Origin of the sequence: Comamonas sp. (genome assembly GCF_036643215.1) — a bacterium.
In the GTDB taxonomy this organism is placed as follows: domain Bacteria; phylum Pseudomonadota; class Gammaproteobacteria; order Burkholderiales; family Burkholderiaceae_C; genus Comamonas.
Genome location: NZ_JAVXSJ010000031.1, coordinates 1 through 15,908, shown reverse-complemented (window position 1 = coordinate 15,908; position 15,908 = coordinate 1). Strand labels below are relative to the sequence as shown.

Annotated in this window: 19 protein-coding genes and 1 tRNA gene; 10 read left to right on the top strand and 10 right to left on the bottom strand. The window is 51.9% G+C overall.

Annotated elements, in window-relative coordinates; translation table 11 throughout:
• Positions 1-61 precede the first annotated feature (61 nt).
• Positions 62-138 (top strand) — tRNA-Val (locus tag RSF91_RS16770).
• Positions 139-632: 494 nt separating this feature from the next.
• Here RSF91_RS16770 and RSF91_RS16765 read toward each other — a convergent pair.
• Together RSF91_RS16765 and RSF91_RS16760 are read right to left on the bottom strand one after the other, a co-directional pair.
• Complete coding sequence (locus RSF91_RS16765; protein WP_332569494.1) at positions 633-1,607, bottom strand: TerC family protein; 975 nt, start codon at positions 1,605-1,607, stop codon at positions 633-635.
• Between the two features lie 79 nt (positions 1,608-1,686).
• Positions 1,687-2,199: a universal stress protein gene (locus RSF91_RS16760; protein ID WP_332569493.1), complete on the bottom strand. Its 513-nt coding sequence runs from the start codon at positions 2,197-2,199 to the stop codon at positions 1,687-1,689.
• Positions 2,200-2,295: 96 nt separating this feature from the next.
• Here RSF91_RS16760 and RSF91_RS16755 point away from each other — a divergent pair, with 96 nt between their 5' ends.
• Entirely contained in the window at positions 2,296-3,180 is an 885-nt protein-coding gene (locus RSF91_RS16755) for a LysR family transcriptional regulator (protein WP_332569492.1), read from the top strand.
• Positions 3,181-3,329: 149 nt separating this feature from the next.
• Here RSF91_RS16755 and RSF91_RS16750 read toward each other — a convergent pair whose 3' ends face one another.
• The 4 genes from RSF91_RS16750 to RSF91_RS16735 form a co-directional block, all read right to left on the bottom strand.
• Positions 3,330-3,731 carry a GFA family protein gene (locus RSF91_RS16750; protein ID WP_332569491.1) on the bottom strand — a complete coding sequence of 134 codons (402 nt, stop codon included), beginning with the start codon at positions 3,729-3,731 and terminating at the stop codon, positions 3,330-3,332.
• A 106-nt stretch (positions 3,732-3,837) separates the two neighbouring features.
• Complete coding sequence (locus tag RSF91_RS16745; protein ID WP_332569490.1) at positions 3,838-4,251, bottom strand: GNAT family N-acetyltransferase; 414 nt, start codon at positions 4,249-4,251, stop codon at positions 3,838-3,840.
• Positions 4,252-4,314: 63 nt separating this feature from the next.
• On the bottom strand, positions 4,315-4,707 hold the full coding sequence (locus tag RSF91_RS16740) for an NUDIX hydrolase (protein WP_332569489.1): 393 nt from the start codon (positions 4,705-4,707) through the stop codon (positions 4,315-4,317).
• Positions 4,708-4,871: 164 nt separating this feature from the next.
• Positions 4,872-5,408, bottom strand: coding sequence for a hypothetical protein (locus RSF91_RS16735; protein ID WP_332569488.1), 537 nt, complete (start codon positions 5,406-5,408; stop codon positions 4,872-4,874).
• A gap of 375 nt (positions 5,409-5,783) precedes the next feature.
• Here RSF91_RS16735 and RSF91_RS16730 point away from each other — a divergent pair, with 375 nt between their 5' ends.
• A complete protein-coding gene (locus tag RSF91_RS16730) occupies positions 5,784-6,440 on the top strand; it encodes an HAD family hydrolase (RefSeq protein ID WP_332569487.1) in 657 nt (218 codons plus the stop codon).
• Between the two features lie 100 nt (positions 6,441-6,540).
• On the opposite strand, the gene RSF91_RS16725 is transcribed toward RSF91_RS16730, so the two are convergent.
• The gene (locus RSF91_RS16725) at positions 6,541-7,137 is read right to left on the bottom strand and encodes a nucleotidyltransferase family protein (protein WP_332569486.1); all 597 of its coding nucleotides are present in this window, start codon (positions 7,135-7,137) and stop codon (positions 6,541-6,543) included.
• Between the two features lie 125 nt (positions 7,138-7,262).
• On the bottom strand, positions 7,263-7,655 hold the full coding sequence (locus RSF91_RS16720) for a methyltransferase family protein (protein ID WP_332569485.1): 393 nt from the start codon (positions 7,653-7,655) through the stop codon (positions 7,263-7,265).
• A 530-nt stretch (positions 7,656-8,185) separates the two neighbouring features.
• On the opposite strand from RSF91_RS16720, the gene RSF91_RS16715 reads away from it, so the two are divergent.
• Together RSF91_RS16715 and RSF91_RS16710 are read left to right on the top strand one after the other, a co-directional pair.
• Positions 8,186-8,821: an FMN-binding negative transcriptional regulator gene (locus RSF91_RS16715; RefSeq protein WP_332569484.1), complete on the top strand. Its 636-nt coding sequence runs from the start codon at positions 8,186-8,188 to the stop codon at positions 8,819-8,821.
• Positions 8,822-8,871: 50 nt separating this feature from the next.
• On the top strand, positions 8,872-9,249 hold the full coding sequence (locus tag RSF91_RS16710; RefSeq protein WP_332569483.1) for an antibiotic biosynthesis monooxygenase family protein: 378 nt from the start codon (positions 8,872-8,874) through the stop codon (positions 9,247-9,249).
• Positions 9,250-9,435: 186 nt separating this feature from the next.
• On the opposite strand, the gene RSF91_RS16705 is transcribed toward RSF91_RS16710, so the two are convergent.
• Complete coding sequence (locus RSF91_RS16705; RefSeq protein ID WP_332569482.1) at positions 9,436-9,930, bottom strand: NUDIX domain-containing protein; 495 nt, start codon at positions 9,928-9,930, stop codon at positions 9,436-9,438.
• A gap of 365 nt (positions 9,931-10,295) precedes the next feature.
• On the opposite strand from RSF91_RS16705, the gene RSF91_RS16700 reads away from it, so the two are divergent.
• The 5 genes from RSF91_RS16700 to RSF91_RS16680 all read left to right on the top strand — a co-directional run bounded on the left by RSF91_RS16700 (position 10,296) and on the right by RSF91_RS16680 (position 14,931).
• Positions 10,296-10,529, top strand: a complete 234-nt coding sequence (locus tag RSF91_RS16700; RefSeq protein ID WP_332569481.1) for a hypothetical protein — start codon at positions 10,296-10,298, stop codon at positions 10,527-10,529.
• Positions 10,530-10,540: 11 nt separating this feature from the next.
• Positions 10,541-10,813 (top strand): hypothetical protein, encoded by a 273-nt coding sequence (locus RSF91_RS16695; RefSeq protein ID WP_332569480.1) that lies wholly within the window; start codon positions 10,541-10,543, stop codon positions 10,811-10,813.
• A 691-nt stretch (positions 10,814-11,504) separates the two neighbouring features.
• Positions 11,505-12,290 carry a tetratricopeptide repeat protein gene (locus tag RSF91_RS16690; RefSeq protein WP_332569479.1) on the top strand — a complete coding sequence of 262 codons (786 nt, stop codon included), beginning with the start codon at positions 11,505-11,507 and terminating at the stop codon, positions 12,288-12,290.
• Positions 12,291-12,754: 464 nt separating this feature from the next.
• Positions 12,755-13,348, top strand: a complete 594-nt coding sequence (locus RSF91_RS16685; RefSeq protein WP_332569478.1) for a DNA-binding protein — start codon at positions 12,755-12,757, stop codon at positions 13,346-13,348.
• A gap of 17 nt (positions 13,349-13,365) precedes the next feature.
• On the top strand, positions 13,366-14,931 hold the full coding sequence (locus tag RSF91_RS16680) for a site-specific integrase (protein WP_332569477.1): 1,566 nt from the start codon (positions 13,366-13,368) through the stop codon (positions 14,929-14,931).
• A 335-nt stretch (positions 14,932-15,266) separates the two neighbouring features.
• On the opposite strand, the gene RSF91_RS16675 is transcribed toward RSF91_RS16680, so the two are convergent.
• Positions 15,267-15,530 carry a helix-turn-helix domain-containing protein gene (locus RSF91_RS16675; RefSeq protein ID WP_332569476.1) on the bottom strand — a complete coding sequence of 88 codons (264 nt, stop codon included), beginning with the start codon at positions 15,528-15,530 and terminating at the stop codon, positions 15,267-15,269.
• Between the last annotated feature and the right edge of the window lie 378 nt (positions 15,531-15,908).

Sequence of the window (15,908 nt, the reverse complement as noted above, 5' to 3'; positions counted from 1 at the left end):
AAGTTTTCGCTCTCAAAAAATGAGTGGAAAACCCGTGCTACAATTGCTTCATCAACGAAACAGGCGCGTAGCTCAGCTGGTTAGAGCACCACCTTGACATGGTGGGGGTCGTTGGTTCGAGTCCAATCGCGCCTACCAAATATCGCAAGCAAAACCAGAGCTTGCAACGAAAGTGCCCGCTAACAAGCGGGCATTTTTTGTGCGGAATACGGAAGAAGTACGGAAAACTTCTACGAACAATCTCGCACAAATCAGCACTTTCCATCGCAAAAAAGTGTTGCGCTCACATCACAAACGACAGTTGTTGCGGCATTCAGCGCTAGCTGGTTTCAGCCAAGAGTAGCCAAAGCAGTGCGATGTCACCGGCTACCAATACTCCAAGCTTTTCTACTTGAATGTTCCTGATCAAGCTGGTTTCGGCCATTCAGCTCACTTCCGTTCAGTGACCGATCTTGTCGGAAGCAGACCATAGGGGAATTTGGCCTAGATTTCCGCTTCATATCCCAGATCAGTCATTGGACTATGTTGCCATAGCCAGCAGCACCCGGGCGCCTGCCTTTGCAAGTGATGAATGGTGCTGCCGCCCCTGCTGCTGTCATTGGGTTTACAGCGCAGTGACTGCTTTGCATCGCTCATAAAACCGTGCAGGATGGTTTATGAGTAGAGCGTTTCATGCTGAGCAGCACGGAAATCAGAACAATTGAGCCAACAATGAGCAACGACCAATGCACCGGCATATGAAACCAGGGCATCGCCAGCATCTTGCCGCCAATGTAGATCAGTACCAGTGCCAGTCCGTACTTGAGTAGATAAAAGCGTTCGGCCATATCGGCTAGTAAAAAGTACAGTGCCCTCAAGCCTAATATCGCAAAGATGTTGGATGTAAAAACAATAAATGGGTCCGTGGTGACAGCAAAGATGGCCGGGATGCTGTCTACGGCAAAGACGAGGTCACTCGCCTCGATCATCAAAAGAACCAAAAACATGGGTGTTGCATAGCGCAAACCATCGATCCGAACGAAAAAGGACTGCCCGTGAAAGTCTGGCGCGATACGCATGTGACCGCGCAACCAGCGTAAGAGTGGATTCTTTTCCAGGTCAGGCTTTTTATCGGCCATGAACAACATCTTGGCCCCCGTGACCACGAGAAGCAGTCCAAAAACGTAGAGTACCCAGGCAAATTCGGAAACCAGCCAGATGCCACCCAGAATCATGATGGCACGCATCACGATTGCCCCCAAAACGCCATACAGCAGCACTCGGCGCTGCAACTCTGGGGGAACGGCGAAGTAGGTAAAGATCATCACGAACACGAACATGTTGTCTATCGACAGTGCCTGTTCAATGAGGTAGCCGGTAAAAAACTCCAGCGCCTTGCGGTTGGCAATTTCGCGACCAACCGTCATATCCAGATACCACCACAGCAAAACGCCGAATGTGGCAGCAAGGGTCATCCAGGTCACTGTCCAGCAGGCCGCCTCCCTGACCGATACCCGGTGAACCTTGTTGCCACCCAGAACAAACAGATCCAGGGCCAGCATGACTAGGACAAAGGAGATAAAACCGAGCCACATCGGGCCCGTAGCCAGTGTTTCGAGGTTGTTCATAGGAAGGCTCCGGGCGCAGCTTGCCTCTTCGCTCTGATTCAGGAATGCTTGGCTTGCACTGATCGGCTGCTGCGATGTTTCAACTGGATGCCATCCACAAGGCAACGATGCCGGCGCCTGCCCCGACGCCAGCGGGAATGCCGATACGCTCAAACTTGGAGGCCGCTTCCCCGGCAATCACTTCCACGGGAACGCTCGTTCGTTCCAAGACTTGGTTGGTGACCGAGTTTTCGATCAAACGTACCAGAGAGCTTTTCCGCGCAGTGCTCATGATGATGCTGTCGCAATGGAGTCTGCGAGCGGCATCCACAATACAGTCAACCTTGTTGCCAAGTTCTGAGTGCACGCTATAAGGAATCCCGGCAGCATCCAGCATTTGCCGAGTCGTTAAGAGCGCCGCGTCCGTCTGCTCTTGGTGAAACTCCATTCGGTCACTCTTGTCGATGTAATCCGTGATGAGTTTTGAAAAGAGCGGCTGCACATTGAGGAGGTGGATTTCAAGATCTTGGCGCTTCTTGAACTCGTCGATCACGTAACGTATGGCATACAGCGAATTGGCCGAGCCATCTGATGGGACAAGAACTCTCAACATGGTGCTTCTCCTTACATGGAATGAAGCCAACCATAGCGATTCAGCAGATTTGTAAAAGCAGATAATTAAGAAGTAATAGCTCTGTAAAGCCGAACAATGAGTCCTGGCTTCAGTTACCGGCATCTTTACTACTTCTGGGTTGTCGCCAAAGAAGGTGGCATGGCCCGTGCTGCAGAGCGTTTAGGTATGGCAGTGCAAACCGTGAGCACCCAGGTTCGCGAGTTAGAACGTTCTCTCGGGTATGTCTTGCTCAAGCCCGCAGGGCGTGGGGTTGTGCTGACGGATGCAGGACTGGCCGCCATGCAGCAGGCAGAGAAAATCTTCCAGCTTGGGGAGCAACTGCCGGCTGTAGTGCGTGATGCCGTGGGTGCGCCGAGCGTGCGTTTGATTGTTGGAATCTCTGACGAATTGCCAAAGTTAGCAGTTCAGAGTTTGATGCAGCGCGTGATCCAGGAGCCGAACCTCAGGCTCCTGTGCCTGGTTGACGAGTTTGAGGATTTGCTGGGTGATCTTGCTCTGCACCGACTGGATGTAGTCCTTGCAGATCGTGCCGCCCCGCTCAATCCCAATCTCAAGGTCTACAGCCACTCGTTGGGCTCATCACCCATCGCTTGGTATGCCCCAGCATCGCTGTATGCCGCTGCCAGCCATAACTTTCCGCACTCACTGGCCCAAGTTCCAGTGCTGCTACCCACCAGACATGCAGCCGTTCGATCAAGGCTCGATCAGTGGTTTGAGCGTATAGCCATCCACCCGCACGTGATCGGCGAATTCGAGGACAGCGCGCTGCTCAAGACATTTGGCGCGGCAGGCATGGGCGTCTTCCCAATGGCGAGCTTGGTTCACCAAGAGTTGACGAGCCGGTATGCAGTGCAGCGTTTGGGCGACAGCGAGGGCGTTGAGGAGCACTTTTTTGCGATTGGGGCAAGCAGGCAAGTGCTGCACCCTCTGGTGCAAAAATTTTTCCCGGCCAAGGATTAGGAATCCTCTGCATAAGTCATGCCCATGCTTGCTAGCTCTAGGCTATTGAGCCCCACGGTGGGGGCGTGTAGCCTTAAGCCATCATTGAGCCATGAATCCCGATGACGGCTACGGGCCGTTTGCAGATGTCGCTGTTCGACCCTGAGCGGTCAGTCAGGCTGCACGCAATGTGCGGAGAAATTTGACCATGCAGGCTGCGATTCCAGGTGCACATGCTTTTGTTTGAGAGACTTAAAAGGTGAGTCCAACGTGCCCAAAGCGATGCATATCCAATCAGCGTGGTCGCCTGCTTTCTGAGACCAAAACAAGGAAGAACCACAGTGCTGGCAAAACTGCCGAAACACCGATTCCGACGATGCATAAGAGCTGATATCCAACTCCCCGCTGGTGATGAGTAAGTCACTACGAGGTACAGCTCCGTACGAGGCGAACGCGGCCCCATGACTTTTTCTGCACTGTCCACAATGGCAATGGCTTACCGCTTTAGGCGGCGTCAGCAGCTTGTAGCTGACTCGGGCACATAAACAACTCCCCAGATAGGTCTCTGGCACAACTCAGCCTCCATATCGAAAACCTCTATCCTAAGCACTTCGGCTGTCAGCTTCTGCCTGGAGGCTTTGGCACAGATCGCCCCATTGCCGCGATTGGCGCTGACTTCTAGCTTGTGTGTTTGCGGGCACGCTCCATTGCATCGAACGACGGCATAAACCCAAGTTTCGTAAAAAATTCTGGTGCCTGAGAGCGAGATGCTCGGAGCATCCAAGTGACGCCTTCACCGCCTCTCACAATTTCTTCCACTAGACTCCGGCCAATTCCTCGACCTCGCCACTCAGGTGCAACAACCAACATCGACAGATAACCGTTGGAGATCCCGTCTGTAATTGCTCGTCCAAACCCAATCACTTTGTCTTGCGCCATGGCGACAACTACTCGCTGAGATGCTGAAACCAGTCGCTCCAGAAACTCAAGGTTTGAGATGCGATGAGACCATCCATTGCTTGTTAAGAGCTGAAATGCCCCCTCCAAATCTGACGCTGAATAGTTTCGAATATTCAAAGGATGAGGATTCATACTTGGAGTTTTCTCAAAGGTAAAACATGGGCGGGAGCACGGTCTTTAGTCGATCCAGAGCATTCAACTGTGACGTACAGGTAATTTGCTAGCAATGTATTTCAGTGCCCCGTGAAATACCCAGTGCCATTGCTCGTTGGGCTGCTGCGACAGTGGATGCCAAAAGAACTTGAAGTTATGCCCACCGCCATCGCCGGTTCTATATATCCAAGAGTCAGGCAGGCTGTCTATGCCGCAGAGATGGAATGCCCAAATCTGGCTCTTGTAGCCTGATGTCCAAATGCCTAAATCAGCCAAGACTGTGAATGCGTTTAGCCCGCTTTCTTCACGTAGCTCACGCAGTGCAGCATCTCTGGAGTTCTCGCCTGGCTCAATCGTGCCCTTGACAAGTTGCAGACCTGCCAAAGGGTGCTCGAATGCCAATATTTCGATAGCGCCTTGGCCTCGAATGACCACTGGACAGGTTTTGTCTGGGCGTAATTGGTTTTCCGATTGCCTCAGATTATTTTATCGATACCGATGTCTGCTTGTGGCCGGAATCATGGACCCTTGGCGATCCAACTTCTCCTCTGCGAAGCTGTCAATTCGTGTCATAAACAGATTTTTCGGCTGCCACTGAATTAGTGTTTTTTGGCGACAGATGTTATAGGCAACGTATTTAGGAACGAGGTAATTTGCTGCGTTCCGCATAGATGCACCACCGGAACGTCCGGACCTATCGCTAGGCGTTTCGCCTCAATACCTGGGCGGTAATCTCGATCAAATTGCCATACGAACTTTAAAAAAATCAGAAAATCACGGTCGAACTTCTCTTTGCAACCTGTTGGTAAGTCGGCTCGAGGGCGTTTCATGAAGCTTCGCATCACCACCCGCAGCAAACAAGTCCATCGCGGTGTATCCAGCCATATGACCAAGTCTGCGCGGGATAAACGCAAGTCAAAAGTGCGTCGAGCATAGTTGCCTTCACTGACCCAGGTATCAACTGCCGTTGCGCCGCGGACCCGTTCACGGAATTTTTCAGTCTCGGACTCAATCCAGCCGGGCTCCCAGAACAGCGTGTCAAGGTGGACGACAGTCAGGTCAAGGCGTGAACCCAATGCACGAGCAAGGGTAGATTTCCCACTGCCAGCGTTACCCAAAATCACAACCCGTTGCATGAGCGATATCCTGTTGTAAAAAGTTGGCGATTCTGCTGGTTACTGGCCAACTGTCAACAGAAAATGACAAATAGGACTTACGCAATTTAGATATCCTACTATCGAGACAGGATGCGAAAGATGAAAGCATACGTTCTATCGTGCTTTCATTTGATGCTTGGTTTCAGCGGCTTCTGTTTGTCGGTTGCGGTTGCGGTTGTCGTTGTTCGCACCTTTCAGTCTTCCTGCGCCCACTCCAGAGCATTCAACGATTACCATATAAGTTATTCCTAAAGAGGTGGCAACAAACAACTTTAGAAAACGGTAATCTCATGAATTGGCCGCAACGTCCAACCTATCTTGCAATTTCTTCAGGATAAATTGCTTCAGGACTTCATGCATTTTCGAGCTGTAATCTTCGACCTTGACGACACATTGCACGACAAGTCCGCGACCCTACGCACAGTCGCCAAGGAACAATACTATTCCTTCGAACTAGCCTCGCTTGGGGTCGATGCCAAATTTTGGCAAACATCGTTTGTAGATCTCAACAACTTGAGAATTGAAAAGACTGAAGTATTCTCTCGCCTCGCGCAACTGTTTGATATCCCACGCGACATCGAAGCGTTGCTACTCAATCAGTTCGATGCCAATCTAGGTAAGTCAGCCAAGCCATTCGTTGGTACCCAAGAGATGCTTGAGTCACTCAAGGCGCACGGTCTCAAAGTCGGCATAGTCACGAATGGTCGTGATACCTTTCAGAGAAGCAAGATTATTGGCATGGGTATCTCGGAGCATATCGACGCAATTGTCACGTCAGGAGGGTTCGGTCGCAAGAAGCCAGATCCCGAGATCTTTCTGGCGTGTTTGACTCAGTTGGGTGTATTGGCAGGCGAAGCAATCTTTGTCGGAGATGACTTAAAGGCGGACATTGAACCAGCAGTCAGGCTGGGAATGCGAGCCATTTGGAAGTCAGCCTCAAAGTCGCCACTTGCTTGCTACAGCAGCGAAAGTCTTAATAACGTTTCCGAATTCATTTTGGAAAACACCTAAGCTATTTTTTCCTGCGGAGACCATCAGGTTTTTGACATCGGAAATGACCACTTCTGGCTGGTCTGTGTCTGTCGCTGACCGACTTTGAGCGGAAGTTGATTCAGCGGCCATTGGCTGCTTGCTGAACCTCTGCTTCCATGCCATCTGGCATCACGATACTTAGCGATGGCCAGCGAGCAAGATAGGATTGCGCCTTCAGTTGAAACAGGTCGCGATGCGGCGTCAATGGATTCATTGTTAACACGCCTTTGTAGACCAAGTCGAGCCCGTTAGGGGCGTAAATCTCGCCTGGCTTAATTCCCACGCAGGTGGCAGGAATAAGAAACCTCTCGATGCCATCGGCTGAGCTACACAGCGTCTGACATGGATAGCCGAAATAGGACTCATACCATAAGTGAACGCGTGCCTGGTTGGCAACTTCGATCCTCGTGCCTAAGTCCCCTAACACGTGGTCAACATGACTTTGAACCTTTTGCTCCGCCGCTTCTGAGGTATCTGAGGGGTCGTAGTAGAAAAGGTCGTAGTCTTTGATTGATGCATCGGGTTCTTGGCTAGCCTGCAAATTCCAGATGGTCTGAAACAGGCAACCAGCCACAAGCCAGCCATCCGGAAGATTCAAATCCTCCCAGCGTTCAAGAATCGTACGATTGTTGATGTTTTGGAGGGCATCAGTGAAGAAGCGCTCAGGCGTAGGCATTGAGACAGTCAGTCCTTATTGATACAAAAGTGAGGGGCAAGTCCGAACCGATTTTGCTTCATTCACGTAGCTCCGCTTCTGGCTGTGGATTCAATTTGTCATTCAGCACGTGTTGTTGCTCAAACTTAGAGCCAGCGCCGCACCTGATGACGATAGGTATCGAACGAAGCTCCAAATCGCATGTGCAAAGCATCTTCCTCAAGTCGTACCTGGAAGCGCTGCAGATACGTCATAAATAACGGCACGAGGAGCATCGCTGACATCTTTCCCAACCACACTGCGAAGGCCAAGAGTAAAAATGCGAAGCCCAGATACATGGGGTTGCGTGTCAGACGAAAAACCCCATGCACGACCAGCGCTGTCGAGGTCTCAGGATTGACCGGGTTGACCGTGGTTTTTGCGTGCCGAAATGCCAGAACGCCAGCAATGCAGAAGGCCCCTCCCACCGTGGCCAGCGCGGTTGCCACCACCCATCCGCCTGGAATCAGTACCGTTAAGACATCGGGAAGAAACCACATTGCAGCGGCGAATAATGCGGAAAGCGCCACTGGGGGCACTCGCAAAGACAGCCAAGCAAAATTATTCCGCGATGGTGGTTGGGTAGGCATGTGAGGGCAAATACAGAATGTTGTGCCACATACCTTAAAGTTTGAAGTGACTTTAAGGTCAACGGGTCTAGTGGTATGACTATTGCAGCCGCTCAATCAGCCCCTCTCTACAACAACCGGGCCGTTAAATGCGCTTACCTAGGCGTCTCGCTTTTTGAGCATGCCTACAAACTCGCCAACCATTGCCTGTACGGACCACAGGCAGCAATCGAACAGCGACAGCCGCAAACGACCAACTGCAGTCGTTCCCCCATTGAGCTCAAGTAGACACCTTGAGGCTGAGATCAGCCACCAACTCCGGTAGCTGATCTTAAATTTCAATTTTGTATACATAGTTAAGCTCTGTTCGCATCCTCTGACGGCCAGCAATCGGGGCATATTTATCTAATCGGAAGCCTAAACTGGCTAATCTTCAAATCTTGTCAGGTTTTTCAAACGACATGTACTGCCCTGCACCTTTCAAAGAAGATAACCCTGCCGCGCTGATTGATCTTATTAAGCAGTTTCCCTTGGCAACAGTCATATGCCAAAGTGCAGATAGGCTCACCGCCGACCACATTCCTCTTCTGTATGAAGCCACACCTGATGGGCTAGGCACGCTTGTTGGGCATGTCGCAAAGAACAACCCCCTTTGGAAGCTTTCCGCCGACCAAGAGGTGTTGCTGGTCTTCCAAGGTGTATCGGCGTACATTTCGCCCAACTGGTATGCCACAAAACAAGAAGCCGGAAAGGTTGTTCCTACCTGGAACTATTCGGTCGTCCACGCGTACTGTTCGCTCAGCGCCATCCACGAGCCAGACCAAGTACTTCGTATCCTCACCGAACTGACAGATCACAATGAAGCATCGCAATCGGCACCATGGAAGGTTGCAGATGCTCCCAGTGAATTCACTGCAAAACTGCTGGGCAGCATTGTGGGCATTAATCTTCAGATCAAGCGCTGGCAAGGCAAGTGGAAAGTCAGCCAGAATCAGCCAAAGAAAAACCAGCAATCGATCATCCAAGGACTACTAACTTCACCCATCGATGAGCAAAATCAAATGGCACTGCTCGTTCAAGCACATCTGAGCGATTAACTCGCTACTTGCCCCGCTAGTTTTGATCGCAATCCTGCCACTTCATCAATATGTACACGTCAACATTCACATTTTCCAAGGGTCAGTATGACGATGAGTTCTACGCCTTGGACAAAATTATTGCAGAAGTCGCCAAGTCGATTCCTGGCTATTTGGGTGAAGAAGCTTGGGAGAATCAGGAAACCGGGCTTATCTCAAATGTGTACTACTGGGATTCCATGGAGGCGTTACAAACACTCATGAAGCACCCTTCGCACACTCAAGGGAAGCAACGCCAAGCACAATGGCTAGATGGCTATCAAATAGTCATTTCCCAAGTGATCAGTACTTACGGCGATGGTGGCATCACTCATCCTTTGGCTTGCAAAGTAACGAGGCCTAATAATGCCTTGCACCCGAACGTCAGTGCTCCGCATGAGCAGTGTTAGTTGATAGACTGCGCAGGGAGCGGTCAGCGACAGTCGCAGATCGGGCAAAAGCTGACTTCGAAATATTTGACCCCAAGCTCATGTCCTGCTCGGATATGGGGGAATGTCGGACTTGTACCGCTGACCATAGTGCCTCCGCCGTAGTAGACACTGGCAACGCGACTGCAAGGGCCGAGATGACCTTCATCACTCTTCTAGATAGATCTCACGGGCCTCATCGGGCGCAAGTGCAGCCTTGCACCAGTCCACAAGACGACTGGGGCGCACCATGACCTCAGACCGGATCAGGTCGTCTAGATCCCACCACTGAGCCTTCCTGAACACGTCCTTTTCGAGCTGCGAAAGCCCCCCCTGATTCAGCTCGGCATCTTCGAGCAGGCGACATGAAAAGTATCGTTCGTAGCTCAGAACACAACCCTTTTCAGGTAGATCGAGCACGACCTTGCGCTCTCCGATCGGCGCCCGTACTTCGACACAGTCAAGTCCCAGCTCTTCAACGATCTCCCGCCTCACTGCATCTTCGAAGCTTTCGTCTTTCTCCAAACCTCCGCCGGGGGTGACCCAGTAGTCGAGAATGTCAGGGTTGGCAGGGTCGACGGGTGTTTCGTTCACGAATCTTAGAAGGAGCACCTGATTCCGATCATTCAGGATAATCGCACGCGCTGAATCTCTCTGCTTCATGGTCGTCGGTCCAGCTCGATCAGAGTAGGCCCCCTCGTCGGGCGATAGGACGCCTCGACTATGTTGTCATCCGCGTCCGCAGTAAGCTTATTCTTCACATCCGGCCCTCGGGCAAAAACTTGTTGGCTTTTTTGTTCATGGATCAATCTTCTCAAAGTGTTGGGTCTCCATAAATCATGTGTGATTCACTTTTCGCGTGTGCTAGCTGAACGTCGACTCAGGGTCGAACAGCGACAGCCGCAAACGGCCATCGACTGCTTGGACGCATGGGCAAGCTATTTGATATGGTTATTGACTCAGACACCGCCCAACAGCAAGAATCACTCACTACTCACAGAATCCAGCCTTTCTGCGCTAGGAAATATATGGATGCTGTTCTGGGCTTCGTAGGGAATGTATTGAAACTACTAGCCTTCGAGCTTGTGTTTTTCTGGCCAGGTTGCTTGGCACTGAAAATTCTCACGCTTGGTAAGTATCCGAGGTTGACTCGACCAAGCAAGGATATTGAAGACTACTCAGACGTTCAGGCTATTTCATTCTTTGGCGTGTTCGTCGTGCTGGTGTTGCTGGCTCTATTTTTGAAGTTCTTCCCTGCGTGATAAGGCGCAAGATGAAAAGAAAAAGCCAATTCTTTCTAGCAGTGATGCTCATCACTTTTCTCGGTACAACTTTAGGCTTCTTGTGGCTTTTCGTACCTCACGATAGCGTCAATGGCGGTTCAGTCATCTTCACGCTTGCCTTTCTTGCTGCGGTTGCCGTAGTCTGGCTCTTTGTCAGAAGAAATGCGTCAAATATTGAGGCCATAGCTCAGAAAGGCGACTTAGGCGCTATCAAGAAAATGCTGATCGGGAAGCGCGCATCTAATTTGCACAAGCACCGCTAAGTAGGCACTCAAGGTCTGCAATGGGTCGAACAGCGACAGCCGCAACCGGCCAGGAAGTGCTGATAGCAGCGAGTACAAGCGAGCGCTCAATGGAAAAGGTAAGCGGCCCGCCATGGGCAGATTGATTTGTGCAACGGGCTAGAGCCAAGGTACGTTGGCTGCATAGTAGAAGATTGCTAGAAATGAAAAATAGATAACTGACAAACCAAGCCAGATGACATTTCTAAAGCCCGAACGCGACGCCAAAATTCCAACAAAGCCAAATGCAGCCGCAATGAACAACCAACCACTCACTATTGCGCTCAGCCCATAAGATGTGGAAATACCAAGCTTCCCCCCGGTTGTGAGTTGGTGCTCAGTGATGCCAATCCAACCTACGCTTGCACAGATTACTGCCATGGCACCACAGGCCAGAGCGATAGATATCGGAGGTCTCATTAATTCCCAATGTAATGTAGACCGCACTAGGCCTCAGGCCATGCGGCCTAGATTGGTACGAAAAGAACGCAAAAAAGGGCTTGCAGCCTAGCTGAATGACGGCTTTGAAACTTCTACCTGTATGGCGGTTCTGGGTCGAACCGAGACAGCCGCAACCGGCCGGTTATTGAAACGCACCGCCCAGTTCACGCCGTCATGACGGCGTTCACCACCGGCGGCCGAGATAGGTTCTAAATCTTAGGTGCCAGAGAGCATGCAGAAGCTAAATTTTCGCCATTTTTTGCTGGCGATGCTACTTATCGTTCTCCTGTGTGCGGGATTGCTCAACGCCTACAATTTTGGACGCAACGCTTTCGCCTCGGGTGACTACGACTCTGCGCGGCGGTGGTATCAAGTTGCGGCTGTATTGGGTAACGCGAAGGCGCAAAACAATCTAGCTGGGTTGTACGCAGAGGGCCGCGGGGGCGAGAAAAATGCCGTGTTGGCCGCAAAATGGTTCGAACGAGCCGCCGAACAAGGTGTCTCAGCCGCCAAGGTCAATTTGTCAAACCTCTACGAAGAAGGGCGGGGTGTAGCGCGAGACACAGGGAAGGCGGTTGCTTTGCTGGAGAGTGCGGCCACTGCCGGTGACGTTGTTGCCGCCTTCAATCTCGGCAGCATTTGTGCCACTGGCCGAGAGGATTTCCCAAAGAATGCGGCGTGCGCCATATTCTGGTACGAGAAGGCCGCGGCGCGCGGGTATGCATCAGCCCAGTACAACCTGGGAAGCATCTATGCACAAGGGGTGGATGCACCTCGAGACTTGAGCCAGGCTGGAACGCTGTTTTCCCTAGCTGCGCGACAAGGCCACGCCAAAGCTCAACTGGATTTGGGAACCATGTATGCAGCCGGGTGGGGATATCAGCAGGATATTGTGCAAAGCCTTCAATGGCTGGCCAAGGCAGCCGCGCAGCCCTCGACGGCAGAAGAAGCCAAAAGGCGCATCAAAGCCATCTGCAACTCCGGCCTGCCGAGGGCTTCCTCGTGCCCAAAGTCCTGAGGTCAAGCCCCATCAGGCGCGAGCGTACGACCGGTTGAATCCGCCGTCGACAGTACCTATTCGCGGGCCGAGATAGCGGACTTCCAGCATCCCGAGGGCAGCCTGTTAGCGAGGGGCTGCTGCTGACCTGAAAGCAGCCATTGGAGAAGCGACTGTCTTGGCGCTCTGAATGACCGCTATGAGGCGGTGACCGGTAGTTCGCCCTGCAGCCATGAGCAGCAGTCAGAAAAAACACCCTCTTAGAATCCAGCACCTTGGTTTTTCTGCAAAAAAATGCATAGCATGGACCGTGCTCATCAATTTTTGATGGGTGCAGCAATTTGATCGCCTTCGTTGTTTTAAAAGGCGTAGAGGTAGAAATACGGGCAAACATGTGTAGGTGGTGTAGGCGTTCCCTACACCACCTACACATGAAAGATCTTCGTTGTTCTTACTTGGCTGCTTAACTCAGACCAAGGAAGTCCATGAACGACGAAGAAAAAACTAAACCACCAAAAACGAAGGCCACGCAGCAAGCAGTTTTTGCTTATTGCGATTTGTTAGCCTCACAAGGTTTTCGTGGCGATTTTTACAAAGAACTCGCAAAGCACTTTGGCGCAGGCCAAGGTACGGTTGGGCCTCATTTCCAGGCGTGGAAAGCCGGACGACCCAACGCAGATGAATGGATGATGACCGAGGCAGCTCAGGCCATTGTCCAAGAGTTCACCCAAAAAATTTGGGGAGAGACATGCAATCTCGCTCAAAGCAAACTGGCAGTCTCATTGCATGACCTGAACACGAAATTGAGGTCTGCTCTGGCGGTTGGCACCGAGTACGAAAAGTCCACTGCCGAACTGTCCGATAAATTGGTGGTCGCCAATGAGCGGGCCATTAAAGATGCAAATAACGCCCTTGAAATCGCCAGCGAGCTGAAGCAAACGCAGGATGAGCTGACGGAAGCTCGCAAGGTACAAGTCGCCCACGATCTCCTCCTCGAAAAATACGAAAGCCTTCAAGCGCAGCTACGAGATACCGAACGCCAGCTAGACAGGCTGCAGGGCAAATACGAAGCCATGTAGGAAAAACGAGGTGACGTATGAAGTTGACCTCAGCACTTCGCCGTCTCGCAGCTAAGGCCGATCACCTCTTCGATACGAAAGCCTCTTTGGCTGCCAAGGATGCTCAATTCGATGCGAAGCAGCGCAATGAATTGGACATTACCAAGACCGAGGATGCGAAGCTCTCCGATGGCCTTGGTAATGTGGTGCGTGTTCCGCCGTCAGGAGGAACTGGCGTTAGCCAAGCACCGGCCATTGCTGAACCCGGTACGGGTGAAGCGATGGCGAGCGAGCAGCCCCCGGCTGCGCTGCAAGGAGGCGTAGCCTCGCAGCCTCTTGAGGCTGCATCATCTGCTGATGCCTGGGCATCAGCAGATGATCGAAAGCATCTTATGGATGCGGTCAAGGCCGCACGTGCACTGCTCAGCAACCGTCAGCCTGTTCGCGCCAGCACCCAACAAAACTATGCACGCAAGCTGGTAGTGCTTGAGCAGCAGCGCAAGGTCCTGCAGGAGTCTGATCCAAAAATACACTCTCGTCAGGCATTGCGAATATTGCTGGGCAAGTACGCGGGTGTCCCAGGCTCATTTTTTGCGATGCGCAGAGCGCTGCATTACCAGCTAGAAGAGCAATTGACGCAAGCTTTGCAAAACCAGGACAAGCTGCAAAAAGCCTGGCGCAATTCGACTACTGAATTGCAAAGATCTTCGTTGCTGGGCGAGATGAGTGCAGCAGCCCTGGAGCTTGAGAAGATTGCGAAATCTATTGCCTTCATCAGCACATTGGATCGAGAAAGCTGCATGGCCGCTTATGCGAAAAAGCATGGCAATGGCTCTGTGAAAAATCAAGACACCTCCTTTGCACAGACCAAAGCGTTGGTCTCGATCCTGAATCGCCGCATGCCCGACTGGCAAGCAGCGTTCCGAGCTGCGAATGAAAATTCGAACAGCATTTATCGAGCACATGCCCTGATTCAGTCCTTGTTGGGAATTCGTCCTGCAGAGTTTGATTCGTCTCCAGACCCCATGGCAGGTGACGCGAATCAGGCACCTCGTCGATCGGGTGTCACTGTCAGTTTGCTGGAAACTGGGAACGTGAAAGTCACCATTGAAGGGGCGAAGCTAGGAGAGCACTCAGGACAAGATCTTCGGACTATGGAACTTGCAGCGCATGCAATACCTCCATGGTTCCTAGCTCAATTGCAGCAGGCAGCAGGTGTACTGAAGTTGACTTCCAAACCTCAGGCGCTTCGCGATCACTACGAGCGAATGTCTGCCAAGGTATTCAAGGGGGCTGCGTATGGGAAGGCACACAGGCCCTTGCATGTCACGCCTTACTGCTTCAGGCACAGATTTGCCACCGATTTGCGCGGGTCCGGCTGGGAGGTCGAGGAGCTGGCTGCTGCTCTAGGGCAACAAAGTTCAGACACGCAAAAACGCTATGGACACCGTAAAGGTGGCCAGCGAAGCAAACAGCCTGAGATCGCCGTGGTTCGCGGTTCCGTGCAGGCAACGCATGCCATCAAGCCACGCTCCACCTCCTGGAAGCAGGTCGAGAAATCCGTCACTCGTCAAAAGACAGCACAGAGATCCCGGAAGAAGTAAGACTGCTCAATAGCATCGCACGCCCATTCATGGACTTGCGGGTCCATGAATGAGCAAGCAGTTTCTTTGCAGCGCTGTCACTCTTGCCCTAGAACATCCATAAAGGAGGGGTACCGAGAAACATCCAAAGTTGCGGAGCGAATCACTGGTCTAGGCAGTCAACCTAGCATCACCTGCGAAAGAAGCGGCCCTATCCATGAATTGTTACGGCTTACGAGTCTGCTGGTGAGGCAGCAGACTCTTTGCGAATGCGGGCGTCCACGCCACCAGCCAAGTCACTGGAATGGCTTCAACGCATTCGTGATGGAAAGGCGCCGAGGAGATTTCGCGCAGAACTATCGAGAGCTGGTTTTGTCTGCTTCGGCTTTGCGTTCGGCCTGGAAAATCAGCTCTGACAAAGGCGCATTCAGGGCCAACGCAATTTGCTGCATCGCTTGCAGCGACGGACTTGTCTTGGCCCGTTCAATGAAGCTGATGTGATTCACGTGCATGCCACTGAGCTCAGCCAGTTGCTCTTGCGAAAGCTTGTTGGCCTTGCGGGCTTCACGTAGAACTTGGCCAAAGGCCCCAGAAATATCCATACCACTCCGTTTGGGCATGAAGTTTCTGCGTTTGCCTCTTTACAATCCACACAAGATATTGTGTATTTTGGATTGAGATGAGTTATGAAAAGTTTGTGATCGGCACTGAGACCGGTCATCGGTTTGCTAACCTTGTGTGCCGAGGCATGCGTTTTTGGCGACGCGTCATCATTCACGGCGATTACAACTTCATCGTGTCCAGCCCGAAGAAAGGGCTGCGAGGAGGTAGCCGAGATCTTGATTTTCTGGAGAATACTTTTCTCACGACCGATGTATGGGAGGCTTTGCGTGTCTACCAGACTGTCCCCAGAGGCAACGCAAGTCTTGATGTGACATTCCGGCGGCGTTGTTGCATAAATCAGTCTGCGCGAGCCGCTAGGCTCGCCGCATGAGCAA